This is a genomic window from Microbacterium sp. bgisy207 (assembly GCF_057706855.1).
This window is the reverse complement of the sequence record NZ_JBYIPB010000001.1, coordinates 159,941-185,579: the sequence shown is the minus strand read 5'-3', so window position 1 is coordinate 185,579 and position 25,639 is coordinate 159,941. Positions and strand designations below refer to the sequence as shown.

The 25,639-nt window shown below is 68.2% G+C and carries 26 protein-coding genes and 1 tRNA gene; 7 read left to right on the top strand and 20 right to left on the bottom strand.

Going from position 1 to position 25,639, the window contains the following annotated elements:
* Window positions 1-123: 123 nt before the first annotated feature.
* Window positions 124-1,038 carry an aggregation-promoting factor C-terminal-like domain-containing protein gene (locus AC3ENO_RS00865; RefSeq protein WP_434968738.1) on the bottom strand — a complete coding sequence of 305 codons (915 nt, stop codon included), beginning with the start codon at window positions 1,036-1,038 and terminating at the stop codon, window positions 124-126.
* A 384-nt stretch (window positions 1,039-1,422) separates the two neighbouring features.
* Window positions 1,423-3,261, bottom strand: a complete 1,839-nt coding sequence (locus tag AC3ENO_RS00860; protein WP_434968737.1) for a DUF2207 domain-containing protein — start codon at window positions 3,259-3,261, stop codon at window positions 1,423-1,425.
* A 42-nt stretch (window positions 3,262-3,303) separates the two neighbouring features.
* On the opposite strand from AC3ENO_RS00860, the gene AC3ENO_RS00855 reads away from it, so the two are divergent.
* Window positions 3,304-3,750, top strand: coding sequence for a MarR family winged helix-turn-helix transcriptional regulator (locus AC3ENO_RS00855; RefSeq protein ID WP_434968736.1), 447 nt, complete (start codon window positions 3,304-3,306; stop codon window positions 3,748-3,750).
* A 31-nt stretch (window positions 3,751-3,781) separates the two neighbouring features.
* Here AC3ENO_RS00855 and AC3ENO_RS00850 read toward each other — a convergent pair whose 3' ends face one another.
* The 4 genes from AC3ENO_RS00850 to AC3ENO_RS00835 all read right to left on the bottom strand — a co-directional run bounded on the left by AC3ENO_RS00850 (window position 3,782) and on the right by AC3ENO_RS00835 (window position 7,477).
* The gene (locus AC3ENO_RS00850) at window positions 3,782-4,390 is read right to left on the bottom strand and encodes a TetR/AcrR family transcriptional regulator (protein ID WP_434968735.1); all 609 of its coding nucleotides are present in this window, start codon (window positions 4,388-4,390) and stop codon (window positions 3,782-3,784) included.
* 111 nt (window positions 4,391-4,501) lie between these two features.
* A complete protein-coding gene (locus AC3ENO_RS00845; protein WP_434968734.1) occupies window positions 4,502-4,963 on the bottom strand; it encodes an Hsp20/alpha crystallin family protein in 462 nt (153 codons plus the stop codon).
* A 158-nt stretch (window positions 4,964-5,121) separates the two neighbouring features.
* Window positions 5,122-6,297: an acyl-CoA dehydrogenase family protein gene (locus tag AC3ENO_RS00840; protein WP_434968733.1), complete on the bottom strand. Its 1,176-nt coding sequence runs from the start codon at window positions 6,295-6,297 to the stop codon at window positions 5,122-5,124.
* Window positions 6,281-7,477 carry a CaiB/BaiF CoA transferase family protein gene (locus AC3ENO_RS00835; protein WP_434968732.1) on the bottom strand — a complete coding sequence of 399 codons (1,197 nt, stop codon included), beginning with the start codon at window positions 7,475-7,477 and terminating at the stop codon, window positions 6,281-6,283. Before AC3ENO_RS00835 ends, AC3ENO_RS00840 begins: the two co-directional genes overlap by 17 nt.
* A 178-nt stretch (window positions 7,478-7,655) precedes the next feature.
* On the opposite strand from AC3ENO_RS00835, the gene AC3ENO_RS00830 reads away from it, so the two are divergent.
* The gene (locus AC3ENO_RS00830) at window positions 7,656-7,841 is read left to right on the top strand and encodes a hypothetical protein (RefSeq protein WP_434968731.1); all 186 of its coding nucleotides are present in this window, start codon (window positions 7,656-7,658) and stop codon (window positions 7,839-7,841) included.
* 75 nt (window positions 7,842-7,916) lie between these two features.
* Here the strand turns inward: AC3ENO_RS00830 and AC3ENO_RS00825 are convergent.
* The 10 genes from AC3ENO_RS00825 to AC3ENO_RS00780 all read right to left on the bottom strand — a co-directional run bounded on the left by AC3ENO_RS00825 (window position 7,917) and on the right by AC3ENO_RS00780 (window position 17,502).
* Window positions 7,917-7,989 (bottom strand) — tRNA-Arg (locus tag AC3ENO_RS00825).
* A gap of 88 nt (window positions 7,990-8,077) precedes the next feature.
* Complete coding sequence (locus AC3ENO_RS00820) at window positions 8,078-8,698, bottom strand: asparagine synthase (protein ID WP_434968730.1); 621 nt, start codon at window positions 8,696-8,698, stop codon at window positions 8,078-8,080.
* 105 nt (window positions 8,699-8,803) lie between these two features.
* Window positions 8,804-9,181 (bottom strand): DUF5684 domain-containing protein, encoded by a 378-nt coding sequence (locus tag AC3ENO_RS00815; RefSeq protein ID WP_434968729.1) that lies wholly within the window; start codon window positions 9,179-9,181, stop codon window positions 8,804-8,806.
* Between the two features lie 45 nt (window positions 9,182-9,226).
* Window positions 9,227-10,192, bottom strand: a complete 966-nt coding sequence (locus AC3ENO_RS00810; protein ID WP_434968728.1) for an aldose 1-epimerase family protein — start codon at window positions 10,190-10,192, stop codon at window positions 9,227-9,229.
* Window positions 10,193-10,236: 44 nt separating this feature from the next.
* Window positions 10,237-11,739 carry an L-arabinose isomerase gene (gene araA / locus AC3ENO_RS00805; protein ID WP_434968727.1) on the bottom strand — a complete coding sequence of 501 codons (1,503 nt, stop codon included), beginning with the start codon at window positions 11,737-11,739 and terminating at the stop codon, window positions 10,237-10,239.
* A 32-nt stretch (window positions 11,740-11,771) separates the two neighbouring features.
* Window positions 11,772-13,382 (bottom strand): xylulokinase, encoded by a 1,611-nt coding sequence (locus AC3ENO_RS00800; protein WP_434968726.1) that lies wholly within the window; start codon window positions 13,380-13,382, stop codon window positions 11,772-11,774.
* Window positions 13,379-14,086 (bottom strand): L-ribulose-5-phosphate 4-epimerase, encoded by a 708-nt coding sequence (locus tag AC3ENO_RS00795; RefSeq protein ID WP_434968725.1) that lies wholly within the window; start codon window positions 14,084-14,086, stop codon window positions 13,379-13,381. The genes AC3ENO_RS00800 and AC3ENO_RS00795 overlap by 4 nt, the downstream gene beginning before the upstream one ends.
* A gap of 119 nt (window positions 14,087-14,205) precedes the next feature.
* Complete coding sequence (locus tag AC3ENO_RS00790) at window positions 14,206-15,222, bottom strand: LacI family DNA-binding transcriptional regulator (RefSeq protein WP_434968724.1); 1,017 nt, start codon at window positions 15,220-15,222, stop codon at window positions 14,206-14,208.
* A gap of 71 nt (window positions 15,223-15,293) precedes the next feature.
* On the bottom strand, window positions 15,294-15,512 hold the full coding sequence (locus AC3ENO_RS00785; RefSeq protein ID WP_434968723.1) for a hypothetical protein: 219 nt from the start codon (window positions 15,510-15,512) through the stop codon (window positions 15,294-15,296).
* A 130-nt stretch (window positions 15,513-15,642) separates the two neighbouring features.
* Window positions 15,643-17,502 (bottom strand): ABC transporter ATP-binding protein, encoded by a 1,860-nt coding sequence (locus tag AC3ENO_RS00780; protein WP_434968860.1) that lies wholly within the window; start codon window positions 17,500-17,502, stop codon window positions 15,643-15,645.
* Between the two features lie 115 nt (window positions 17,503-17,617).
* Here AC3ENO_RS00780 and dacB point away from each other — a divergent pair, with 115 nt between their 5' ends.
* Window positions 17,618-19,180 (top strand): D-alanyl-D-alanine carboxypeptidase/D-alanyl-D-alanine endopeptidase, encoded by a 1,563-nt coding sequence (gene dacB, locus AC3ENO_RS00775; protein WP_434968722.1) that lies wholly within the window; start codon window positions 17,618-17,620, stop codon window positions 19,178-19,180.
* A 31-nt stretch (window positions 19,181-19,211) separates the two neighbouring features.
* On the opposite strand, the gene AC3ENO_RS00770 is transcribed toward dacB, so the two are convergent.
* Window positions 19,212-19,892 carry a PhzF family phenazine biosynthesis protein gene (locus AC3ENO_RS00770; RefSeq protein ID WP_488185749.1) on the bottom strand — a complete coding sequence of 227 codons (681 nt, stop codon included), beginning with the start codon at window positions 19,890-19,892 and terminating at the stop codon, window positions 19,212-19,214.
* A gap of 33 nt (window positions 19,893-19,925) precedes the next feature.
* Window positions 19,926-20,621, bottom strand: coding sequence for a Pr6Pr family membrane protein (locus AC3ENO_RS00765; protein WP_488185748.1), 696 nt, complete (start codon window positions 20,619-20,621; stop codon window positions 19,926-19,928).
* Window positions 20,622-20,651: 30 nt separating this feature from the next.
* On the opposite strand from AC3ENO_RS00765, the gene AC3ENO_RS00760 reads away from it, so the two are divergent.
* Window positions 20,652-21,224 carry a hypothetical protein gene (locus AC3ENO_RS00760; protein ID WP_434968719.1) on the top strand — a complete coding sequence of 191 codons (573 nt, stop codon included), beginning with the start codon at window positions 20,652-20,654 and terminating at the stop codon, window positions 21,222-21,224.
* Window positions 21,225-21,234: 10 nt separating this feature from the next.
* Here AC3ENO_RS00760 and AC3ENO_RS00755 read toward each other — a convergent pair whose 3' ends face one another.
* A complete protein-coding gene (locus tag AC3ENO_RS00755; protein ID WP_434968859.1) occupies window positions 21,235-21,816 on the bottom strand; it encodes a TetR/AcrR family transcriptional regulator C-terminal domain-containing protein in 582 nt (193 codons plus the stop codon).
* Between the two features lie 349 nt (window positions 21,817-22,165).
* Between AC3ENO_RS00755 and AC3ENO_RS00750 the strand changes: the two genes are divergently transcribed.
* Together AC3ENO_RS00750 and AC3ENO_RS00745 are read left to right on the top strand one after the other, a co-directional pair.
* The gene (locus tag AC3ENO_RS00750) at window positions 22,166-22,690 is read left to right on the top strand and encodes an NADPH-dependent FMN reductase (protein WP_434968718.1); all 525 of its coding nucleotides are present in this window, start codon (window positions 22,166-22,168) and stop codon (window positions 22,688-22,690) included.
* Window positions 22,691-22,725: 35 nt separating this feature from the next.
* A complete protein-coding gene (locus tag AC3ENO_RS00745) occupies window positions 22,726-23,250 on the top strand; it encodes a flavin reductase family protein (protein ID WP_434968717.1) in 525 nt (174 codons plus the stop codon).
* Between the two features lie 45 nt (window positions 23,251-23,295).
* Here AC3ENO_RS00745 and AC3ENO_RS00740 read toward each other — a convergent pair whose 3' ends face one another.
* Window positions 23,296-24,462, bottom strand: coding sequence for a cytochrome P450 (locus AC3ENO_RS00740; RefSeq protein ID WP_434968716.1), 1,167 nt, complete (start codon window positions 24,460-24,462; stop codon window positions 23,296-23,298).
* A gap of 333 nt (window positions 24,463-24,795) precedes the next feature.
* Between AC3ENO_RS00740 and AC3ENO_RS00735 the strand changes: the two genes are divergently transcribed.
* The gene (locus tag AC3ENO_RS00735) at window positions 24,796-25,632 is read left to right on the top strand and encodes a pyruvate, water dikinase regulatory protein (protein WP_434968715.1); all 837 of its coding nucleotides are present in this window, start codon (window positions 24,796-24,798) and stop codon (window positions 25,630-25,632) included.
* The last annotated feature ends 7 nt before the right edge of the window (window positions 25,633-25,639 follow it).

Sequence of the window (25,639 nt, the reverse complement as noted above, 5' to 3'; positions counted from 1 at the left end):
GTTTTGCTGTGGCAGCTACCGGCATGTGATTGCAGGACACTCTTGGTGCAAGGGACAAGGGCCGGTCGGAAGCCTCTCCGACCGGCCCTTACTTTGTCACGACGGGATCGACACCGACCGCGATCAGTACCAGCCGACCGACTGGGAGTGACCCCAGGCGTTGCACGGCGAGCCGTAGCGTCCGGCGATGTAGCCGAGACCCCAGCGCACCTGGGTGACGGCGTTGGTCGCCCAGTCGCCGCCGGCCGAGGCCATCTTGCTGCCCGGTAGGGCCTGGGGGATGCCGGTCGCGCCGCTCGAGGAGTTGTAGGCGGCGTAGTTCCAGCCGGACTCCTTGTTCCACAGCGACACGAGGCACGAGAACTCACCGTCGCCCCAGCCGTACTGGGAAGCCATGATGTCGCGAGCCGCTGCCTGCGCAGCGCCCGGTGAGTTGTCGCCGGTGGAGGCCACCGGCCCCGACACGGCCGGAGCGGCAGCCGCTGCGGCGCGCCGCGCCTCCTCGGCGGCAACGCGTGCAGCCTCTTCGGCGGCGGCCTTGGCCGCGGCTTCCTCAGCAGCGCGGCGAGCCTCCTCGGCAGCCACTGCCGCAGCGAGCCGCTCGCGCAGTCCGTCGACGTCCTTCTCGGCCTCGGCGACGACATCGGCGACCGCTGCGGTCAGCGAGGGCAGAAGGACGATCGGAAGGAGATCCAGGTCGTCGAGGTCGGCAACTGCCGCATCGACCGCGGAGACCGACACCGTGGTCGGCCCGTCGACGGTCAGCCCCGACGCAGCGACCTCACTGTTGAGCGCGGCGGCGTCGGCGATGACGGATGCCGCGGCAGCGAGTGCAGCCTCGGCATCCGTGGTCAGCGACTGGACCGTGGCCGAGACGGGCTGGATCGACGCGGGCAACGGCGGAGCGCTGTCTGCCCGCGGTGCACTCCCCGGCGCTGTCGTCTGCGCGAACGCGGCAGTGGACGGAGCTCCCAACAGCAGGGTGAGACCGAGAGCTGCTGTGGCAACGGCCCGGGCGCGAGGGTGAGAGGCGGACATGGATGACGAAGGGCGTGTACGCACGAAGGTCAGCGGCTTCCTGATGAGGGGAATCGGGGCGGGCAGCATCGATGGGCCCGGACGAGGGTGCCTCGGGATGGCACACAAGTGTCCGAGTCTGGGTGTTGTTCCTGAACGAAACCTCCACGAACCCTGACCGCGGCATGGGTGGCAGAGAATCACAAAAAGATAACGGCAAGGTCTTCCCTTCCGTTACCTCACCGTTATAGAGTGCTTGCACGGTAGTTGTTTTGCTGTGGCAGCTACCGGCATGTGATTGCAGGACACTCTTGGTGCAAGGGACAAGGGCCGGTCGGAAGCCTCTCCGACCGGCCCTTACTTTGTCACGACGCGGCGGCCATCCCTGATCGCCGCCGGCGTGGGTCAGACGCCGCCACCGCCACCGCCACCGCCACCGCCGCCGGCGCTGCCGCCGCCACTGGAGCCCCCCGAGGTGGACGACGTGGTCGTGGTCGACAGCGTTGAGATCGCTGAGGAGAAGGCCGCCGCGTTGAAGCCCGCGGTCCCGATGTACCAGCCGGGGACACCGGTTTGGTCATAGAGCACAGCCAGGCGCTCGGCCCATTCCTTCTCCTGCCCGAACACCACGGCGTACGGCAGCAACGTCTCGTAGATCCGCAGCATCTGGCGGGGGTTCGCGGGGTCGACACGCGCACCCTGGTCGTCCACCGCGACCCGCTCCGCGCCCTGCGGAGACTGCAGCATCCGGATCCGATCCGCTTCCGCCCACTCGATGAACATCTGCAGCCCCTTGAGGTGGTCGCGCGTTTCGGCGCCCGCCGCAGTCAGGGGTTTGCGCGAGACGAGGGCGGCGACCACGAAGACCATGACGAATGCCGCGACCATGAACAAGAACACGATCGGCGAGTCCACGAAGGCTCCGAATGCCATGAACCCGAACACGATCGTCAGGATGCCGAAGACGATCGACCCCAGCATCGGCCAGAACCTCGCGGCGCTCGGGACCACGCGGCGAAGACCTCCCGCGCTGAGTTCCTCCTCGGCAGCCTTGATGATGCGCCGCGCGGCAGACGAGAGCCGCGTGTCATTCGATCCGAATTCGTACTCGTCGCCGGGGGTCATGTGCGGGAACAGACCCTGAAGCAGGAGCACGCCGTCGCGATCCGCACGCGAGGGATCCCGCAGTACCGCCTTGAGCTTCACTCCGCCGAAGAGTTTGCGTCCCGCCTCCTCGATGCGGATGCTGCCGACCACCGCCTGCTCCAGCACTTCGGCGGGGATGGCCTTGGCCGACTTGCCGAGAAGTACCGCGCTCTCGAGTGCATCAATGCGCGGCGGCGGGGTGTATTCGGCGATGATCGTCGGCCTGCCCGGCTCATCCCGCAGCCTCTTGACCCGAAAAACGATCGCCCACACCAAAGATCCGATGGCAGCCGTGAAGGCGAACAGCTGCAGCCAGCCGTAGGGCGAGGCGAAGTAGGAGCTGTCGAACGCCGTGAAGGTGCCCGCCGCGAACGCGACAGCAACGGTGACGGTCTGGGAGGGCTGCAGATCGGTGGCGGATGCGGTCACCGTGACGCCGCCGTCAGCATCCGTCGTCGAGGCGATCGAGCAGGGGTCGGTCGCACCGGCGCTGCCGGCGTAGCAGGCCTGCGCCCCCGTCAGCTCGGGCGCCAGCTCGGCCGGCACGTGCAGCGTCGCCGTCACCGTTCCGAAGGGTTGAGCCCAATCCACGCCGTTGACGTTCCAGTAGAACTCGTCCACGCCGGTGTCCTCGAAAAAGCGCGTGACATTCTCGAGCGTGTACGTGAAGACGTAGGTCTGGGAGCCGTGGACATAGTCATCGGACCGCGAGGTCATCGCGTAGACGCCATCCTCGCTCTCGACCTCCGCAGGTCGCGGGTTTCCCTCGCCGTCGGTGATGGAGACGAGCTCGGGATGCAGCGGCGCGCCCAGGTACGAGTCAGGAAGGATTCGACGCATCCCCCGGTTCTGGTCGTACTCGGGGAACACCGCGACGAAGGTCTCGACGACCCGCAACGTGCTCACCCCGTCGTCGGTGCGTCCGAGCGTGTAGTCGGCGTCCATGCTCTGGAACGTGAAGTCGTCGACGTCGGTCGACACCGCGGCCGCACTGTCGCCGACCGCAACGCTGAAGGAGCACGCCACGAGGGTGAGCAGTGCGGCGAGGGTTGCGGCGGCGGCACCGAGGGATCGCCGCACGAGTATCCGGGCTGCCATGTGATCAGCCTAGGGCGCCGCTGGGGTCGTACTCTGGTGTGCATGACGGACCGGCGACTGGCGATCGACGCCTGGGAAAGCCTGTTCCGCGCGCAGCACGAGGTCCTCGCCGAGATCAGCGGGGATTTCGTCGTGGGAGAACTCACCCAGGCTGAGTACGACGTGCTGCTCACCGTGACGCGCGCGCCCGAGATGTCGGCGCGGCTGCGGGATGTCACCGCGAACATGCTGATCAGCCAGCCGAGTGTGTCCCGACTGGTCGACCGGATGGTCGCCTCCGGCCTGGTCACCAAGTGCTCGGACCCCGACGATGGCCGGGGAGCGATCGTGACGGCCACGCCCCACGGCGCCGCGCTGTTTCGGAAGGTCGCGGCAGCTCATGGTCGGTCGATCGCCGAACGGATGTCGAGTCTGAGCGACGACGAACTCCGGCAGCTGCGCTCCCTGACCACGAAGCTGCGCCGACCCCGCGTCGTCGACGACTGCTGATCGAGGGCCGCTTCGACCCCGGGCAGTCTCCTCAGCCGAGGAGGTAGCGCTGCACCGCGGGGCCGACCCGCGACGCGAGGTCATCGATCGATGCACCCGCGACTCCGGGGAGTTTCACGATGTATCGAGCGACGATCAGGCCCGCGATCTGCGATGCCGCGAGACTTGCGCGCAACTCGGCATCCGCGGACCCGAGCTCGCGGGCGATCCGACCGACGAGTTCGCGGGAAAGGTAGCCGGTGAGCAGCGGAGTCGTCAGTTTGTTTCCCAGCGCAGCGCGCATGAGCACGACGCCGCGGCGCTGCACCTCCGGCTTGTCCCATGCGGTGAGAACGAAGCGCACGATGCCCTCACCCACCCCGTCGCGGGGGCCGGCGAGGATCCGGGGCAGCTCAAGATCGGGACGGAATGGCGCACCGATGGTCTCGCTGAAGAGATCGGCCTTCGTTCCGAAGTAGTGGTGCACGAGGGCCGCATCGACCTCTGCCCGCGCCGCGATCGCGCGCATGGTGGCACCGTCATATCCGTGGTCACCGAACTCGTCGATCGCTGCCGCCAAGATGCGTTCCCGGGCGGTCGACGTCGCGCCGGGCGGTCGTCCCCGCCTCCGCTTGGGTGCAGGAACGGCGTACTCGGGCATGCCGTCAGCCTACGCGCGAGACCACCACCGGTCGCGGACCCGCTCAGGGCCGCCCCGCACGGAGACGTCCCCGCCACCGTCGCGCGGTGCCGGGGACGTCGGTCACGGGAATCAGGCGCTCGCGCCGGTCTCCTGGATCTCGCTCTTGGACTCGTCGACCGTGATCGTGGCGGGGGCATCCGTCGCGATCTCGATCTTGCGGGGCTGGGCCTTGGGGCTCACCGGAATCGTGACCGTCAGCACGCCGTGCGCGTAACTGGCCGCGATCCCCTCGGTGTCGATTCCCTGTCCCAGGCTCAGCTGGCGCAGGAAGCTGCCGGCCTCACGCTCGCGCGTGATCCACTTGACGCCCTCCTGCGAGGTGAGCGTGCGCTCGGCGCGGATGGTCAGCAGCTGACCGTCGACGTCGACATCGACCGATCCCGGGTCGATGCCCGGCAGGTCGGCCGAGAGCACGTAGTGGTCGCCGTCACGGTACAGGTCCATCGGCATCTGACGCGGGCCGCGCCGGTTGCCGTCGAAGAGTGCGTTCGCGAATCGCTCCATCTCGCGGAGCGGGTCATAGGTTGCCATCTCGTCTCCTTTGTGAGCGGGGCCGGATGCCACATCCGGCCGAGTTCTGAAAGTTGAGTCGTGGTGACTCAACTGACCTCAGATTAGCACTCGCAGCCCTCGAGTGCCAGGTGTCTGGGTGCGCGAGATCATCGCCGTGAGCGAACAGTTCCGGCCGGTCAGCGGAACGCGGGGACGCCGGTGAGCGCCTGTCCGAGCACGAGGGTGTGCATCTCGACGGTGCCCTCGTATGTCAGCACCGACTCCAGGTTCGCCGCGTGCCGGATCACCGGGTACTCCAGCGAGATGCCGTTGGCGCCCAGGATCGTGCGAGCCGTGCGGCAGATCTCCAGAGCCTCCCGAACATTGTTGAGCTTGCCCAGACTCACCTGCTGCGGCGTGAGCAGCCCGGCATCCTTCCGGCGACCGAGATGGAAGGCCAGCAGCAGGGCCTTCTCGTACTCGACGACGCAGTCGACGAGCTTCTGCTGAGTGAGCTGAAACGCTGCTATCGGCTTGCCGAACTGCACCCGCTCCCCCGCGTAGGCAAGGGCCGCCAGCAGCGACGACCGGGCCGCACCGAGCGCGCCCCAGGTGATGCCGTATCGAGCCTCGTTGAGGCAGCTGAGCGGACCCTTCAAGCCGACTACTTCGGGGAGGACGGCGTCGGCGGGGAGCCGCACGCCATCGAGGACGAGTTCGGAGGTGACGGATGCGCGCAGCGACAGCTTGTGGTGGATCCGCGGCGCCGAGAAGCCGGCGGCATCCGTCGGGACCACGAACCCGCGGATGCCGTCATCCGTCTGGGCCCACACGACCGCGACGTCGGCGACGGAACCGTTCGTGATCCACATCTTGCGGCCCTGCAGCACCCAGTCGTCACCGTCGCGCCGTGCGTACGTGCGCATACTGGCCGGATCCGACCCGGCATCGGGTTCGGTCAGACCGAAGCATCCGATCAGTTCGCCCGCCGCCATCGCAGGCAGCCATCGCTGTTTCTGCTCCTCGCTCCCCCAGCGCCAGATCGCGAACATCGCGAGCGACCCTTGCACCGAGACGAGGGAGCGGATGCCGGAGTCCGCGGCTTCCAGCTCCAGACAGGCCAGGCCGTACTCGACCGCCGACATCCCGGCGCAGCCGTAGCCCTCCAGGTGCATGCCCAGAACGCCGAGGTGCCCGAGGTCGGCCGCGAGACCCCGAAGGTCATCGATCTCCCCACGCTCGAACCACTCGGCGATGGAGGGCGTGACGCGACGTTCCACGAACTCGCGGACGGCATCACGGGTCGCCCGCTCGTCGTCGCTGAGCAACGCGTCGATATCGGCGATGTCGATCGCCTCATGCAGGGATGCCACGGGCTTCTCCTTCGGAAGATCCAGTCGAGTGAGCAGGAGTGTCAGCATCGGCAGCGAGCCACCGGCGAATGTCGTCGCCGTGCTCGTCGAACCGGGGCGGGCGTCGATACCGGGTGATCGGCGTGCGGTCGAACCGAAGGGGAGACCGAATCTGATCGGTCCCCTCGGCCACCGGAGCCCGTGGCGAGAGGCCGAGACGCTCGGCCAGCGCGAATCCGTCGGCGACGGTGCCGATCGTTCCCGCCGGAAGACCAGCATCCATCAGCCGCGCCGCCCATGAGGCCGCCGAGTCGGTCAGCAGTCGCGACTCCAGCGCCGTCGCGAGGGCGTCTCGATGCGTGACCCGCTGCGCGTTCGATGCGAAACGCGGATCAGCGGCGAGGTCATCGGCGTCGAGGACCTCGCACAGACGCGCGAATTGGGCATTGTTACCGATGGCGAGCGCGAGGACGCCGTCTCCGGTGCGGAGGGTCTCGTACGGCGCGATCGAGGGATGCCGATTGCCGAGCGAGTGCGGCGAGTGACCGGTGGCAAGGTAGGCGGATCCCTGATTGACAAGCGCTGCCAGGAGGCTCGTCAGGAGCGCAACCTCCAGATACTGACCCTGGCCGCTTCGAGAGCGTTCGTGAAGGGCGGCGAGGATCGCGACGGTGGCGTCCTTCGCCGTCAGGACATCGACGATGGCGACACCGACCTTGGAGGGCACGTCGGGTGGGCCCGTGATGTCCATCAGCCCGCCGACGGCCTGGATGAGGAAGTCGTATCCGGCGAGGTGCGAACCGGCGCCGCTGCCGAAGCCGGTGATCGAGGCGTACACGACGCCGGGATTCGCCTTCCGCACCGATCCGTAGTCCAGGCCGAAGCGGTCGAGAGTGCCCGGAAGGAAGTTCTCGACGAGAACATCGGCGCGCGCCGCGAGACGATGTGCGAGGTCGAGATCAGCGGGGTCGTCGAAGTCGAGCGCGATCGAACGTTTCCCTCGGTTCGCGGATTCGAAGTACGACGAGGAGTTGTCCGTCCATGGCGGGCCCCACTGGCGCGTGTCATCGCCGGATCCGGCACGCTCGACCTTGATCACGTCAGCGCCGAGATCGGCGAGGGTCACGGTGGCAAGCGGTCCGGCGAGCACACGACTGAAGTCGGCGACGATGACGCCGTCCAGGGGCATCGGACCAGGCATCCGGTTCCTCGCTCTGTTGCGGAGATGCTCTCCTCACTGTAGCGAGGACGGCGGCTACCGCACCGAAGCCGAGACCTTCGGGGTGCGCGGGTTCCGCACCGTCAGCATCCTCTGACACAGACGTGATCCAGACGCAAGGGGGGTGCCTTCAGAGCGCGGATTCACTACGTTCTCGCGCATGAAGAACCAAGAAGGCATTGCGCTCGGGCTGATCGTCGGCGGGCTGATCGTCGGCATCCTGTGCCTGCTCGGCGACATCTGGGGCGGTCCGTCGTTCCTGCACGTCTTCACGATGGTCGGCGGCTTCGCGGTCGGCTACGGCACCGTCACACTGGTCCTGTCCCGACGGGGCAAGCTTCCCTGAACGAGGTGAGCCGGAACGAAACGATGCGGTCCCCGAGCAATAGACTCAGGGACCGCATCCTGTCTCAACCAGACGCGCGCCCGAAGGGACTCGAACCCCTAACCTTCTGATCCGTAGTCAGATGCTCTATCCATTGAGCTACGGGCGCATGATCTGCGCGCTTTCGCGAGCAAACCAGCGTCCAGGTTACCCCACGAATGCCCCTGACAGCGAATCGTGGCGGTTCTCGCCGCGGGTCATTCCGCTTCCGGCAGATCGAGGTCCCGAGAACGATCCGCGTCGTCGGCATCCGTGATCGGCGCCCGCGCCGCAGGGGTGCTGAATCGCCGTTGATGCGACGCGAGCCGGGGCAGATCGATGAGCCTGATCGACTGCATGCGCGCCGCCCGCATGGCACCGTAATCGGGATCGAGGTCTGGTCTCATCGCCTCGACGATCAGGCGCCGCTCAAGGTTCGACTCGACATCGCCCCACGCAGCATCGCGCGCCTGAGCGATCAGCTGTTCCAGCGCTGCATCGTCGGTCGCGCGCAGTCTGAGTTCTTTCGCGACGCCCGTGTACTGCCGTGCCCGCCGACGCAGGTTTCGGGAGTCCCGCCCTCGATAGTCGTGCGTGCCGCTCGGATCGGATTGCCGCCCCCATGCCCGCCGCCAGTCCGCGCGGGCGCGCTCGGCTGCAGCGGACTGCTCGTCGGCGAGCGCCTCAAGAGTCTGGCGCGCGAACGGTTTGAGAGCGTCGAACGAGAAGGTCGCGTCGTGCCGGATCGCGTCAACGAGGATCCGGTTGCGGATGGCGAGGCGGGCCGCCGCGATAGCGATGATGACGCCCTCCGCGATCGCGTCGGCGGTCTTTCCCATCGCCACCTCCTCGATAGAGGGTATCGGGCGGCGGGCGCCAGCGTCCCGGACGAACGCCGCAGGCCCCCGATCGCTCGGGGGCCTGCGGCATCGAGGGTGTGAAGCTCAGGCGGGCTTGCTGTAGCGGGCGTCGCCGAAGCCGAGGATGAGGTAGCCGATGAACGGCAGCAGGAACAGCAAGAAGAACGAGAAGGCGCCGCCCTTGCCGAACGCCGCGCCGACCTTGATGGCGACGATGATCATCAGGATCAGGTTGGCGATCGGGATGAAGTAGAGCAGACCCAGCCACGCCGAGTAGCCGGCGATCTTCACCAGGATGAAGAGGTTGACGATCGGGATGATGGCGAGGATGCCGGGCCAACCCGCCTTGGTGAAGACGCGCCACAGTGCGACCGCAATGACGACGTAGAACGCGAGGCCGATGATCGATGACGTCCAGGCGGACGCGAGACTGGCCTGATCGGTGATGGAAGCTGCAAGCATGAGCCACAGCCTAGAGGGAAAGCCGTCTCGGCTTCCAGCGAACTCTCAGGAAAGCGCCGAGATCCGCCAGGATGCCTTGTGGGAGTCGGCCGGTGCGATCACCGCGAGCCCGGTATCGAAGGGGTAGCGGCCGTCATTGAAGGCATCCGGCGCGCACGTCATCGGCTCGACCGCAAGTCCCGCGCGGTGACCGGGCGCGCCTGCGCCGCCGGGCTGGTCGGCGGTGTGGATCTGCACCCATGGGCACCGCGAATCCCACGTGATCGAGGCCCCCGCGCCCTGCGCGTCAGCCACCCTCACCGTGACGAGCCCGTCACGGTCCCGCACCAGGTCCGTGTAGGCATGGTCGATCTTCACGGCACCGATCGTTCGGGCCTCGCGGAAGTCGAATCGCTCGGCATCCGCGGTGACCGGCTGCAGGCCGACGGGCGAAAGCCGATCGGGCGTCACGGTGAGCACGTGCGCGGCGGGGAGCGTGAGCGACCATTCGTCGAGTTCCCCGTGCGGAGCCACGAGATACGGATGCGGTCCGGTTCCCCACGGCGCGAAATCGCGACTGAGGTTGGTCGCCGTGACCCGCTGGGTGAGTCCATCGGCACCGAGCGCGAACGTGGTGTCGACCCGGATGCGCCAGGGGTAGCCCTGCTGCGGTTGGATCGTCGCACTCAGAGTGATCCAGCTGTCGGCGCTCTCCACCGGCGAGAAGTCCAACCAGGATGCCAGGCCATGCAGTGCCTGCTGGCGACTGGGCTCGGTGAGAGCCACCTCGTACGGCCGCCCACGGAACTCGTAGCGCCCATCCACGATCCGATTGGGCCACGGCGCGAGGGTCGCGCCGCGGAAGAAGGGGCGCACCGTGTCGGCCTCGAACGGCACGACCAGATCGCGTCCGCGATAGGTCAGGGTGCGAAGGGTCGCGCCCACACTCGCGATCGTCGCTTCGTAGTCGCCGGCGGTGATCGTGTGCTGCACCCCGGATGCGGGAACCACCGCTGCGGATTCGACGCTCATGTCCCCAGTCTGCCCGACGGCGAGCTCACCGGTCTCCGCGCCGCTCACAGGCCCTGCGCAAGGCGGTAGTACGCCTGGTTCCAGCGGACTTCCTTCTGGAAGCCGCGCACCGTCGTGTCCTCGTCGATGACGAGGAGCTCGGTCTGGGCCATCTCCGCGAAGTCACGGAAGACGTCGATCCCGACCGCGGTCGACATGACGGTGTGGTGAGCAGCCCCCGCCGTGAGCCAGCACGCGGCCGAGGTCGCGAAGTCGGGGGCGGGCTTCCACACGGCGCGTCCGACGGGGAGTCGGGGAAGATCGGGCGCAGCGACGTTCTCGACGACGTTGGCGACCAGACGGAACCGGTCGCGCATGTCGCTCATGGCGACCACGACGGCGGGGCCGGGGTCGGCCGTGAAGACCAAGCGCACCGGGTCGTCCTTACCGCCGATGCCGAGCGGGTGGATCTCGAGGCTCGCCTTCTGACTCGACAGGGTCGGGGCGACCTCGAGCATGTGCGCGCCGAGGATCTTCTCGTCTCCGGCGACGAGGTCGTACGTGTAGTCCTCCATGAGACTCGCTCCCCCGGGCAGCCCCTCGCCCATGACGCTGGCGACGTGCACGAGGATCGCGGTCTTCCAGTCGCCCTCGGCGCCGAAACCGTAGCCCTCGGCCATGAGGCGCTGCACTGCCAGACCCGGGAGCTGCTTCAGGGCGCCGAGGTCTTCGAAGCTCGTGGTGAACGCCCCGAAGCCGCCGGCCTCGAGGAACGACCGCAGCCCGACCTCGATCGCCGCACCGTCGCGCAGCGACTGGTGGCGCTCGCCACCGCGACGCAGCTCGGGAACGACGTCGTAGAGTTCCTCGTACTCGTCGATGAGGGCATCCACCGCGGTGTCGGATGCCGCCGCGACGGCGTCGGCGAGCTCATTGACACCCCACGTGTTGACCTGCACACCGAAGCGGATCTCGGCCTCGGTCTTGTCGCCCTCGGTGACTGCGACGTAGCGCATGTTGTCACCGAATCGCGCGAGTTTGAGGCTGCGGATGGCGGCAAGGCCCGCCGCAGCACGCTGCCACGTCTCGATCTGGTCGCGCACGGCGGGGTTCGAGACGTGACCGACGACGGTCTTGCGGGGCACCCCGAGCCGGGTCTGGATGTACCCGAACTCGCGGTCGCCGTGCGCAGCCTGGTTGAGGTTCATGAAGTCGAAGTCGATCTCCGCCCAGGGAAGCTCGACGTTGGCCTGCGTGTGCAGGTGCAGCAGGGGCTTCTGCAGCGCCTCGAGCCCACCGATCCACATCTTGGCGGGGCTGAAGGTGTGCATCCACGCGATGATCCCGATGACCTCGTCGCGCGCGTTCACGTCGAGCGCGAGACGGCGGATGCTGTCGGCATCCTTGAGGACGGGCTTCCACACGACGCGGATCGGCAGTCCGTCGAGACCGGCGACGACGGCCTTCGATTGCTCGGCGACCTGGCGGAGGGTCTCTTCCCCATAGAGGTTCTGGCTGCCGGTGACGAACCAGACCTCGCGGGCGGCGAACGTGTGAAGAGAAGTCATGGGGTCCTTCTTCGGTGAGGGGTAAGGGGGAATCACAGGGCGGTCACTGCCGCACGCTCGGCCGCGAGGCCCGCGCGGTAGCGCTCGAGGTAGGAGGTGTAGCCGGCGACATCGGAAGGGTCGGGCTGCACGGTCGTGAACTGGGCGTCCGCGAAGACGACCTCACTGAGGTAGTCGGGTAGCGAGGCATCCGTCTGGCCCCCGCGGCGGGCGGCGGTGTAGGCGGCGAGGACGGCGATTCCCCACGCTCCACCCTCGGAGGCGCGGCGCTCGACCGACACGGCGACATCGAGGGCGGCCGCGAGCACCTTCTGCGCCACCCCGGCGGTGCGGAAGATCCCGCCGTGAGCCAGCATCCGGTCGACCTCGACACCCTCGTCGTCGAGCACCCGCATGCCGAGGCTGAGCGTGGCGAACACCCCGGACAGTTGCGAACGCAGGAAGTTCGCGAGTGTCAACTCGCTGTCCGGCGTCCGCAGGACGAGGGGGCGTCCCTCCTCCAGGCCGGCGATCGGCTCTCCCGAGAGGTGGTTGTACGACAGGATGCCACCGGCATCCGGAGAGGCAGCAAGCGCTTCGGTGAACAGCGCCTGGTAGACGACATCCGGCGGCAACGGCGAGCCGATGAGGTCGGCGAAGCGCTGGAAGACCCCGACCCACGCGGCAAGCTCGGACGCTCCGTTGTTGCAGTGCACCATGGCGACGGGGTCTCCCGCCGGAGTCGTGACGATGTCGAGTTCGTCGTGGGGAGCGGACAGCGGACGCTCGAGCACGATCATGGCGAAGATGCTCGTGCCGGCGCTGACATTGCCGGTGCGGGGAGCGACGGCGCCGGTCGCGACCATCCCCGTCCCCGCATCGCCCTCGGGTGGACAGAACACCGCCCCGGGTCGAAGCGCGCCCGCCGGATCGAGCAACGCGGCGCCTGCGGGCGTGAGTTCCCCCGCGTCCGCGCCGGCCGTGAGCACTTCGGGCAGCAGCTCGAGCAAGGGTCGCGGGGCAGTATCCCCGGCAAGGGCATCGAACCGCGCGACGAGTTCCGCGTCGTAGCTGCCGGTGGCGGGATCGATCGGGAACATCCCGGAGGCATCCCCCACCCCCAGAACGTCACGACCGGTGAGCGCCTCGTGCACGTACCCGGCGAGCGTCGTCAGCCGATGGATGCGAGCCACATGCGGCTCGGCGTCGCGCATCGCCTGCCGATAGTGGGCGATCGACCAACGCAGCGGGATGTTGACCCCGAAGAGCTCGCTGAGCTCCTCGGCGGCGGCACCTGTCGTGGTATTGCGCCAGGTGCGGAAGGGAACGAGGAGCTCGCCGCGCGCGTCGAAGGCCAGGTAACCGTGCATCATCGCCGAAACGCCCGCACTCGCCAAAGACTCGAGCGCGACGTCGTAGCGCTCTCGCACCGCGGTGGCCAGTGCCGCGTAGGCAGCGCGGAGGCCCGCCCAGACCTCGTCGAGAGGGTAGGTCCACATCCGGTCGACGAAGCTGTTCTCCCACTCGTGGCTGCCGACGGCGAGCACGGCGCCGTTGGCAGCGACAAGACAGGCCTTGATGCGCGTAGAGCCGAGCTCGATCCCCAGGCTCGCGCGTCCCGCGGCGATGGCATCGCGGGCCGATGCGGTGTCCAGAGCGCTCATCGACGGTCATCCGTCGCTTGGCCATACACGTTCTGATATCGGTTGTAGAGACTGTCGATCGCCTCCTGGGGAATCGGGATCACGGGTCCCGCCTGCCGCGCGATGTGCACGGTGCGGGCGACATCCTCGAGCATGACGGCTGCCTTGACGGCATCCTTCGCGCTCGATCCGATCGTGAAGGGGCCGTGGTTCTGCATCAGCACGCCGCGCGAGCGGTGACCGCGCAGCGTCTCGACGATGCCACGGCCGATCGAGTCGTCTCCGATGATCGCGAAGGGACCCACGGGGATGGGTCCACCGAACTCATCGGCCATCGCGGTGATGACGCAGGGGATCTCCTCGCCGCGCGCGGCCCACGCGACGGCGTAGGTCGAGTGGGTGTGCACAACACCGCCGACCTCGGGCATGTGGCGGTACACGTAGGCGTGAGCGGCGGTGTCGCTGGAGGGCGAGCGCTCGCTGCCCTCGCTTCCGGGCACGACGTTGCCGTCGAGGTCGCAGAGGATCATGTTCTCGGGGGCGAGGTCATCGTACGAGACGCCCGACGGCTTGATCACGAACAGGTCGGCGCCGGGGACGCGGCCCGAGACGTTGCCGCCGGTCCAGACGACAAGTCCGTAGCGGACGAGCTCGCTGTGCAGCCGTGCGACGTCGGCCCGTACACGCGTGATCGCGGCGGCGAGGTCATTGTCGAGTTCGGTCATGGCTGCTTTCCCTCCGAGACGCCCTCGTCGCCGCGCGTCGATGCGCCGACCAGGCTCCCTGGGAATGTTACCGGTAACACATCGGACGCACCAGTCCGCCGGAGTAGACCGGGAAAGGCCTATCCCCGACCGGGCTCGCTGGAGGCGCGAGCGACGAGGCGGGGGGCACCCTCCCGCCCCGACGCGTGCCTGGGCGCGGCGGGACGGGCCGAGCCCAGCACATGCGCCACACAACGACGCGCATCGCCGAGCACATCGACGCGCACGCTCGTCAGCGCGGGCGAATAGAAGGCAGCATCCGGGTTGTCGTCGAACCCGACGACGGCGAGCTCGTCGGGGATCCGGATGCCCTCCTCGGCGAGCCCGGCCATGAGACCGAGCGCCATCTGGTCGTTCGCGGCCAGGACAGCCGTCAGTTCGCCCGCGCGCACCGCCGCAGCGACCTCCCGCGCCACCGCGGCACCTGATCGCGCCGACCAGTCACCGCGCCATTGGTGGGACAGCGCTGTACCGGCCCGCTCGAGCGCGGCAACTGCCCCCTCGGCGCGCGCTGCCTCTTCGAGCCAGTCGACCGGGCCTCCCAGTCGCCCGATCCTGCGATGACCGCGGTCGAGCAGATGCCTCGCTGCCAGAGCCGCCCCTTCGTGCTGCGCTGCCGCACCCTCGTCAGCGTGCAACGCGGCCACCGGCACGCCCAGCGCGCGCTCGCGAAGCAGGGAAACCATCCGCGCATGCGGCGCGACGAGCACGAGACCGTCGATGCCCTGAGCCAGAACGTGGGCGACCGCGCTGTCGATCGCGGCGGGGTCGCTGGCATCCGCGTACGCCGTGGCGATCCAGCGACCAGCCTCCCGCGCTGCCTCCGCGAGCGCGGTGATCCCCACGGTGGGGCCGTAGAGCGTGGCATCCGTGGCAATGACACCGATCGTGCGCGTCGACGCGGTCCCCAGCGCCCGAGCGGCGTTGTTGACCCGGTAGTCGAGGACGCGCATCGCGTCGAGCACGCGGATCCGCGTCTCGGGACGGATGTGGGGGTAGTCATTGATGACCCGCGAGACCGTCTGGGTCGACACCCCCGCCAGACGGGCGACCTCGCGCACACCGGCCGGGCGCGCCGGCTGGGTGACATCGCTCATGGGCCCTCAGCGTAGTGCTGCGCCGCTTCGGTGACAGCGGCGGCGGCACATGCGGCGCCAGTGGACACCGCTCAGAGCGCGGCGATGCGTTCCTTGAGCGTGGCGACCAGCTGCGGGTCGATCTGCCCGCCCGCAAAGGAGAGGACGGTGTTCACCGGCATCCCCTTGGCCATCCCGATCATCGGATGACCGGGCAGCTCCGGCACCAGCTCCTCGATGACGGCCCGCGCCTCGGGGTCATCGAGCAGCTGCCCGAGAGTCGTCGTGTCCAAGTCGAACCTGGCGGCCATGGTCTTCCCTTCACGCGCGGCCCGCGGATACGGGAGCTCACGCGATCCCAGCATCCCAGCGGGCATCCGCGACGGCAAGCGTCGAGGGAACCTCGCCGCGCGGCGCGGCGCGGCGCGGCCGAGACGATCCTTACAGCGACGACAGCGCAGCCTCCTGCTGGTGGGCGACGAGCCGGGCGTACGAGCCTCCTGCTGCGAGCAGGTCGGCATGTGTCCCGCTCTCCACGATGCGACCGGCCTCCACGACATGGATCACATCCGCACTGACGATCGTCGAGATGCGGTGTGCGATCGTGAGGGTGGTCCGCCCCCGAGCAGCAGTGTCCAGCGCCTGCTGCACGGCCCGCTCCGACACGGTGTCCAAAGCGCTGGTCGCTTCGTCCAGCAGCAGCACGGGCGGGTTCTTCAGCAGCACCCGCGCGATCGCGATGCGCTGCTTCTCCCCGCCCGAGAGGCGGTACCCTCGTTCGCCCACGATCGTGTCGTACCCCTCGGGGAAGGCCTCGATGACATGGTGGATATGGGCACCCCGGCAGGCCTGCTCGATCTCGTCGAGTGAGGCATCCGGCTTCGCGTAGAGCAGGTTCTCCCGAATCGACGCGTGGAACAGGTAGGTCTCCTGCGACACGATCCCGACGCTCTCGAGCAGGGACGCGCGCTGCAGCTCTCGGACGTCAGCGCCGGCGAAGAGCACCGCCCCAGAAGACGCCTCGTACATGCGCGGAGCGAGGTAGAGGATCGTCGTCTTGCCGGCGCCACTGGATCCGACGAAGGCGACGTGCTGACCGGGTTCGGCGACGAAGGAGACATCGTGCAGGGTCTGGGCCTCCGTCCCCGAGCCCGGGTACCGAAAGGACACGCCCCGGAACTCGACTCTGCCGATCGGTCCGGGAGCTTCCGCGACCGTGATGGCGCCCGGAGCATCGACGATCGCGGGAGTCAGATCGAGATACTCGAAGATGCGGGCGAACAGCGCCATCGACGTCTGGACGTCGAGCGCGACGCGCATGAGCGCCGTCAGCGGGAAGAGCAGACGCGCCTGCACGGCGGTGAAGGCCACGATCGCGCCTGCCGTGATGTCGACGCCCCCGGTGATGAACACTCCGGCCAGCAGATAGATGATGGCTGGAACAGCCGACATGATCACGCCGACAACAGCGAAGAATCCCTGTCCGCTCATGGCCTGACGGATCTGCAGCGAGACCTGCCGGCGGGTCTCGTCGGCGTAGCGGGCAGTCTCATACTCGGATCGGTTGAACGAGCTGGTCAGCATGATTCCCGACACCGAGAGTGATTCCTGTGTCATCGCGGTGAGCGCGGAGAGCGACTCCTGAGCTTGGGCGGCTATACGAGCCCGCACCTGGCCGACACGGCGCTGGATCACCACGAGGACGGGCAGCATGACCACCGCGACGAGCGTGAGCCGCCAGTCGATGATGATCATCGCGACCAGCGACGCGGCGACGGTGACGGTGTTCCCGAGGATGGACGTGAAGGTGTTGGTGAGGACGCTCGCGACGCCGCCCACGTCGTTTTGGAGCCGGGACTGGATGACGCCCGTCTTGGTGCGCGTGAAGAAGGCGAGCTCCATCGACTGCAGATGGCGGAACAGCCCCACCCGCAGGTCGCCGGTCACGCGGTTTCCCACAGATGAGGTCAGCCACGTCTGCACGACGTTCAGGCCGGCGGATGCCACGAACAGCCCGACCATGAGGGCCACCAGCTCCACGAGCAGTGGGATGTCAGGGGCGCCGGAGGGCGGGAACAGCGCGACATCGAACACCTGCTCGACCAGAAGTGCGGGAACGACACCGAGCGCCGCGCTCAGCACGACAAGGAACGCGGTGACGATCAGCCGACCGCGGTACGGGGCGAACAGGGCGATGATGCGGCGACCGAGGTGCGGGATGTGCGGCGCCTCCGCGTTACGCGCCCGTTGCGTTCGCTCGTCGGCTCCTCGAGTGAGCCCGCCGCCGAAGCCTCCGCGCATCATGCTCATCCACGCCTCCCTCCGACGCTTTCCATGTCTTAGTACATGTAAAGCGTACCTCCCCCGAACTCCGGGAGGGCGGAGACGGGAGGGGTGGCTCGCTAGACTCTGCCTCATGCTCCGTCGCACCCGACGAACGGTGGCGGTGGCAGCGGTCGTCGGCCTCTCAGCGGGATTGGTCTCCTGCACCGTCTCCCCGCCTGTCGCCGATTCTGATGTACCCCCGACCATCGCGGCCATCATGGACCAACCCACCTACGAGGGCGGCAGCTGGGGGATGTCGGTGATCGACATCGACAGCGGCGAGACCCTCATCGCCCTCAACTCCGACGAACAGTTCCTCACGGGGTCCACCGCGAAGATCCTGTCCGTCACCGCAGCCCTCGACCTGCTGGGTGCCGACGCGACATTCACCACCCCCGTCTTCGCCGTCGGCCAGGTCACGGAAGGCATCCTCGAGGGAGACCTCGTTCTGCGCGGGTCCGGAGACCTCACCCTCGGGGGCCGAACGAGCGTCGACGGGACGATCGACGTGCCGATCTTCGACCACTACGACGCGAACGTCCTCCCCGGCCTTGCAACCCTGACGCCCGAGGACCCTTTGGCGGGTCTCGACGATCTCGCGCGGCAGGTCGCAGCATCAGGCATCCGTGCCATCGAGGGGGAGGTCCTCGTCGACGACCGACTCTGGGATCCCCCCGTCTTGGACGGTGTGCCGATCTCCCCGATCGTGGTCAACGACAACCTCATCGACATCGTCATCACGCCGGGTGCGGCGGTCGGCGATCCCACGACCGCGAGCTGGCGACCCCAGACCTCCGCCTACTCCCTCGACAACCGGGTGAGCACAGCGGATGCCGACAGCGGGTTCGATGTGACGATCACGGAGGAGGACGGCATCCTCACCGCCGCAGGGACGATCCCCGTGGGCGTCGATCCGGTGGTGCAGACGTATCAGGTTCCCGACCCCGCGGCGTGGGCCCGGACGCTGTTCATCGAGGCGCTGAGCCGGGCAGGGGTCGCCGTCGAGGCTGACCCGCGGTCACCGAGCTCGAGTGCGCTTCCACCGATGGACGACCTCGACGCCGCAACCCCGGTCGCGGCGTTCACCTCGCCGCCGTTCTCGGAAACCGCGCGCCTGATCAACAAGGTCAGCCACAATCTCGGGGCGAATCAACTACCGCTGCTCCTCGCGGCACACGCGGGCGAGCGAACCCTGGCGGCCGGTCTCGCACGGCAGATGGGCGTTCTCGCGGATGCAGGGCTCGGCCCGGATGACGTCGTGATCACCGATGGTCAGGGGCTGCCGGGAAACCGCATCACCCCGGCGGCGATGACCACCTACCTCGCGTTCGTCACGAAAGCCCCCTGGTTCGAGACGTTCCTCGGTTCCACCCCGATCCTCGGTGTCGACGGGTCCCTCGCGAACGTCCTGCCCGATGGGGACCCCGCGATCGGTTCCGCGCACGCCAAGACGGGCACACTCGTGGGCCCGGGAACCGACACACCCTACGTCCTCGAGACCAAGGCGCTCGCGGGCTATCTGGAGGCCGCGTCCGGCCGGCGCCTCGCATTCGCGGTGTTCGTCAATGACGTGCCCATAGACCAGGTGCAGGCCGTCCTCCAGGCCAACGCCGACCTGGGCGCGATCGCCTCGCAGCTGTTCCAGCTCTACTGACGCCTCATCGGGCTGGCCGTTCCGAGACCGTTCAGGCCAGCTCGACGTCGCGGCCCGCCGTGGTGCGTCCGCCGACCTCGACCTCGCGACCGAGGTTTCGGCGATGCGTGAACAGCTGCGACCCGGCACCCTGCTCGATCCTCAGGTCGCGTCCGAGCGCAGCGGTGAGCCGGATCGCCGCGGATCCGGTTGCTTCGTCAGTGCGGATGCCGAGTCCCGGGGCGAACATCCGCGTACGCACGCGCCCCTCCTCCTCGTCGAGCCAGGCCCAGACGTAGTGCATTCCCTCGGTGTAGGCATCCGGATCGACGGCGTCGACTTCGGCGGGCGAATCGAGCTGTTCGATCTCGAACTCGGGGGCCCACGCGACCTGGGCACTGATCCAGGTGAGGTCCCCATCGGCACGCACCCGCGCCGAGCCGGCCGGAACAGTGACGTGGCGGATATCGTCGCCCGCCGCCCGCAGCCACGCCGCGAGGCCCACCGTCGGGTGTCCGGCGAAGGGTAGTTCCTGTTTCGGGGTGAAGATTCGGGCGCGCACGGTGCGGCCGTCGACCTCGTCGATGAACACCGTTTCGCTGAACCCGAGGTCTGCGGCGATCTCCTGCTCGCGGCCGCGCGTCGCCCGTGAGGCCCACACGATCCCGAGCGGGTTGCCGTGCTCACCCGCTTCGTCGACGAAGACGTTGACCACCGTCGCGAGGATGCCCATAGCAGGCCAGTCTTGCACGCCGATCCGTCGGGGTCAGCCCCCTGGGCGATCACGGGGCATCCCGGCACGGCGCGACGGCCCGGGACGTGCCGATCCGCGCACAGGCCGTGGTTGTGCCGGCGTCGGCAAGCGGGTGACGAGCACGAGCAGAGCGGCGACCGCGACCAGGGCGGCCGCCAACACTGCCGCATACGCGAGCACCCCGGCATACCCGCCGACCCACTCGGGGTCGAAGAAGACGTACGGGTACCAGTTGAGCGACCTGCCCCGCGCAGTGATCAGAATGCTGTACGCGAGCGGGTACAGCAGTGCCCAGAGGGCCCGATGAAGGGGCACGCGACGCCGCCCCGGGAACACAGCGAAATCGATCACCGCGTACACCGGAACCACGAAGTGCAGCACCTTCGACGACAGCGGCACGAGAAAGGAGAGTTCTCGCAGGCCCGCGGTCTCCATCAGGATGGCGAAGGTCACGCCGGAGATGACCAGGTAGCTTGTCACGATCGCGCGAACCGTCGTCAGCCAGGATGTCTCGGCGCGACCCATCGCCGTCCAGATGATCAGGAGGGTGGTCAACAGCACGAAAGCGATGTTCGATTGAACGGTGAAGTAGCTCAGCAGATTGGTGGCTCGACAGGTGGTGGCAAAGACGCAGTCGGCGCGCGAGATGAGGGCCCAGGCCGTCGTGATCAGCGCCGCCGACCGCAGCGCGATGACGAGGGCGCGCACTCCGCGCTGCCTCGCCGGGGAGGTCACCGGATGAGCGCGCGCAGCAGGCGCCGACTCTTCCGGCATCCGCCCGCGCACATCATCGAGCCTACGCGCGCCGCGGCGGTGCTGGCCGCTCTTGCCGTCATGGCGGGTCTTGCAGGGTGCACCGGATCGGCGACCCCGCCCTCGACCGCGTCGGCCTCTGCCACAGCGACCCCGACGCCGACCTCGGGGCCCGGTGGCTACGACAGCCTGTCGCAGGCCTGCACGGCGATCGCCGACGACCTGATCACGCTCCAGACCATCGAGGGGACCGCCGAGATCGGGCTGAGCGAGGGCGGGGCGGAGGCGATTCTGGATGAACTCGCTGAGATGCGGGAACTCGCACCCGCCGACTTGCGCCCGACTTATCGCTCGGTCGAAGACGCGGTTCGAGAGCTCCCTCGCACGGATGCCGCAGCCCCCACCCCGACATCCGCGGCAGCGTCTCCTCGATCGCCGTCACCGACCTCCTCACCGACGCCGCATCCGTCGGCCACGCCGCCGTTGATCCTGGAGGTCATCGAATCGGCGAGCGAAAGGTTGACCGTCTGGCTCACGCGCCACTGCGCGGACCTGTGAGGCCGCGACGCTACCGGGGTCGTGCCGAGGCGACCAGCATCCGCCACCCCAGCTCGAACGCCCGAGTGGCAAGAGGGTCGTCGGGGTTCTCGGTGGCGAGCGTGGCGTATGCCGCGGCGAAGCGCGGGACGTCGGACTCCTGCCCGGTCGGATCGAAGACCACGCTCGGCCCTGACATGTCCAGGACACTCCCCAGGATGAAGGACTCGAACGCCGTCAGCAGCGGAAGGACATCCCGCTGCGCCCACCCGGCCGCCTGGGCCGCGATGGTGAAGTCCTCATACCCGGCGAGAAGAACCGGCGCTGATGCGCGAGTGGTCATGAGCAGTGGGATCGCCTTGGGGTGGCGGGCGAACGCACGGCGGTACGAGCGCGCCCAGGCCACAAGACCCTCTTCCCACGGCAGCTCGCGCAACGGGCGGAAGTCGATGCTCGCCGAGACAATCGCGCGAACATCCTCGATCATCGCCGCCCGGTTCGGCACGTGGTTGTAGAGCGATGCCGGGTTCACGCCGAGCTTGCTTGCCACCTGCCGTATGCCGAGCCCATCCGCACCATGACGGTCGATGAGCGCAAGCGCGGTGTCGGCGATGAGCTTCCGACTGAGGATGGGGCGATTCGGGCGGCCGATGACAACCTCCTCGGCAACGAGTTGACGACCGTGGGCGTGAGCATGGACAACCTAGCCGTCGGTATCACCCCGGGCAACACGCGCGGCTCACCGCCTGGCCCGAGCAGATGCAGATGCGGGGACTGTGAGAAGCGGTTTACGCGACCGAAACACAAGCGTGTGCACAATGGTGGTGCAGCGTAAGCCGTTGCGGGCGCACTGGGCCACAAGACCCCGGGGCGTGTGGAGATGTCGTTTGCTCCACGTCCCGGTACCGGTGTGGGCAGCGACTCTTCCGATTCCTGTCAATCGGTACGGAAGTGAGTAATACATGTCGCTGAGGGTCTCGATCGTGGTGGGCAACCCCAAGCCTGCATCCCGCACGCGCAAGATCGCCGAGCTCCTCGTCGAGAAGCTCCTGGAGCCGGGGACCTACGAGGCATCCGTCATCGACCTCGCCGAGCACACCGACGAGATCTTCGCCTGGCCCTCCGAGAAGATGGCGCAGCTGAACACCCAGGTCGCCGACAGCGACCTGGCGGTGTTCGCCTCCCCCACCTACAAGGCGACCTACACGGGTCTTCTCAAGGCGTTCCTGGACCGCTACCCCGCGAACGGCCTGGCCGGCGTGACGGCGATCCCGGTGCACACCGGGGCGGACTTCACTCACGCGATGGGTCCGACGTTCACGCTCGCGCCCCTTCTGGTGGAGCTGGGCGCGACGGTGCCCGGCCGCGGCTTCTACCTCGCGCTCAGCCAACTCGAGAGAGTCGACGAGGTCGTGACGGCCGCCGCCGCCGAGTACGCGGCGAACATGACCCGGGTGGGACGGATCGCGACATCCGTTCGCTCCTGAACCGATTGCGACACGACGAAGAAGGAGGAACACACATGTCGCAGTCCGCCATCACACCCACGGCGTTCGACCCCCGGCAATTCCGTGACACGCTGGGCCACTACGCATCCGGCATCACGATCGTCTCGGGCATCCACAACGGGGAGCCCGTCGGCTTCACCTGCCAGTCGTTCTCGTCGGTCTCGCTCGATCCGCCGCTGGTCTCGTTCACGGTGATGAAGGAGTCGACCACCTACCCGCGCATCGCGGTCGACGGCAGGTTCGCGGTCAACGTCCTCGCTCACGATCAGGACGGGATCTCCAGCCAGTTCGCCCGCCGGGGCACCGACAAGTGGGCAGGTGTCCGCTGGGCTCCGGCACCGTCGGGGAACCCCCTCATCGCGGACACCCTGATGTGGGTCGATTGTGAGCTGTGGGCCGAGTACGAGGCCGGCGACCACCTCATCGTCCTCGGGCGGGTCGTGGCCATGAGCCCGCCGGAGTGGCACAGGCACGAGCCGCTGCTCTACTTCAAGGGTGCCTACCGGCATCTGCGCGCGATGGACGAACTCACAGGATGAGCGCGGGGACGACCTCGGGGTGCCCCCATAGGGCGCGGAGGGGCTCTAGAGGAGGAATTCGATCCGAAACCCGTCGCGCGGGGCAGCAGGGAAGCGGCGCAGACTGATCCGGAGATCCTGCTCGGGTACGTGATACGGCGGGCCGTCGAGGAGAAGCCCGACTGCCGCGCTGATGAGATCGTTCGTCGCGGGTTCCCCGGGGCAGTGGTGCGTGGCGACGTCGTCTCCGAATCCCTGCGCCACAACGGCCGGGGTGTTGCCGCGGAATCGTCCGGGATCGAACCGGGACGGAGACTGCCATTGCAGCGGATGGTGGTCTGTCCCGTACAGGTCCAGCATCACCCAGGCACCCGCTGACAGCTCCTCCCCCTTCCACTCCACGGGCTGGGTGGCATGCCCTCCGATCATCGGAAAGAAGGGAAAGAACCGGCGGACCTCGTTGGCGAACGCCCTCGCTCCGCGCGGGTCGTGTGCCCCGTGGGCCGCATCAGGCTGGCGGTCGAGTGCGTACGCGGCGAAGACGACGAACCGGGCGACGGCGACGACGGGACGAAGGAGGTTGAGCAGTTCCACGGCGGCGACCTGGACCGGGAGAAGCCGACCATCCTCCCGGTGATGAGCGATCCGGCTGGCCGGGAGGGCGATCTCGGGCGTGCGCCGGAGCTCGCGGATGATGTCGCCGACAGTCTGCTCCGTCTTCGCGCGCCGCGCTCGGGCGATCCAGTTCGGCGGCCCCACAACGCCGGCGTTGTCGATCATCGACGTCAGCTCGGTCACGCGGATGGCGCGTTCGTCTACGCCAGCCCACTCCGCCGCCGCGCACCACAGCACCTGAGAGGCGAAGTCCAGCAGGCTGACCTCGCCGCGCGATGCTTCCGCGCGCGATACCCACTGCTCGCGGAAGGCCGCGACGAGACCGTCGGAGCCTGCCAGCGCGGACAGCATGAGCGCCTTCCGCTCCTGGTGGGCGCGACCCTCCAGGGTCTGGACGCTTCGGTCGTCCTGCAGCAGACGCACCGCCGAGCGGGGCACCGCCCCTGGCGACCGGTCGAAACGGCTCTCCTCGTAGAAGAAACGTGCCGCGTCGAGCCCGCGCATCACGGTGACGGGACGGCCGAGGAGGCGCGTGTGGAACTCGTCGGCGCCGACGTGTCGGAACCCTCGTCCGCCGTAGAGGTAGCCGTCGCGAAGGAGCCGAAGCGAGTCATCCATCGTTCGTAGCCGCGGGATCGTCATTGCCGTGTCCCCCTCACGGCGCCGAGTTGATGCGCTCGGCGATCTCGCCCGGATCGATGCCCTGCCTGTGCAGGAGGGCGCGGTCGTGCCATGGCATAGCTCCTGTCCGACGACGCACCGTCGGCGCCGATCGCACCGGTCTACGCCCCGTCTGCCGGCGCCGGGCAGGGCCTTGACTCGACGGCAGGTTGCAGGCACGCCCTCGCCCGACCGCGAGGCAGACGCTCCCCTTGCTCAGCCGTCAATTTCCGCCTTTTTTTCGAGGCCAGCGAGCCGGGAGGGATCGACTTCTTCTCGTAGCGTCAGGGTATGACGACGACGGATGACGCGCCTTCGCCGCATCCGCGTGCTGTCTTCTTCGTCTCCGACAGCACCGGGGTCACCGCCGAGACGCTGGGCAGTGCACTACTGGCGAACTTCCCCGGCGTGACCTTCGCGCGCGAGACCGTGCCGTTCGTCGACAGCGTCGCGAAGGCTCAGCGCGTCGTCGGCGACATCCGGGCCGCCGCCGAGACGGGGCCCGTCCCCCTGGTGTTCACGACGCTGCGCAGCCCGTCCGTGAAGGCGGTGTTCCACGCGGCCCCCGGCACCACCATCGATCTGCTGAGCGATCATCTGACCGATCTCGAGCAGGCGCTCGGGGTGACCGCATCCGAGCAACCCGGCCAGTACCACGGCCTGGGCAACGTGGAGCGGTACTTCGCCCGGATGCGGGCCGTGGAGTACGCGATCGAACACGATGACGGCCAGAGTGAGCGCGCCCTCGAGATCGCCGACGTCATCATCGTCGCGCCGTCGCGGTGCGGCAAGACCCCCACGACGATGTACCTCGCCCTGCATCACGGACTGCTCGTGGCCAACTACCCGCTCACCGACGACGACTTCCCCACCGACGGGCTGCCGCCGATGGTGGCGCCCTACCGCGAGCGCTGCTTCGGCCTGACCACGACGCCGCTGCGCCTGAGCCAGGTGCGCCACGAGCGCCGGCCGAACTCCCGGTACGCGAGCATCGCGCAGTGCACTCTCGAGTTGCGCCGCGCCGAGGAGCTGTTCCGCCGCACCCGCGTGCCCTTCATCAACTCCTCGGCCAAGAGCGTCGAGGAGATGTCCGCCGTCATCATGCAGTCCATGAAGCTGCACGGATGACCCGTTC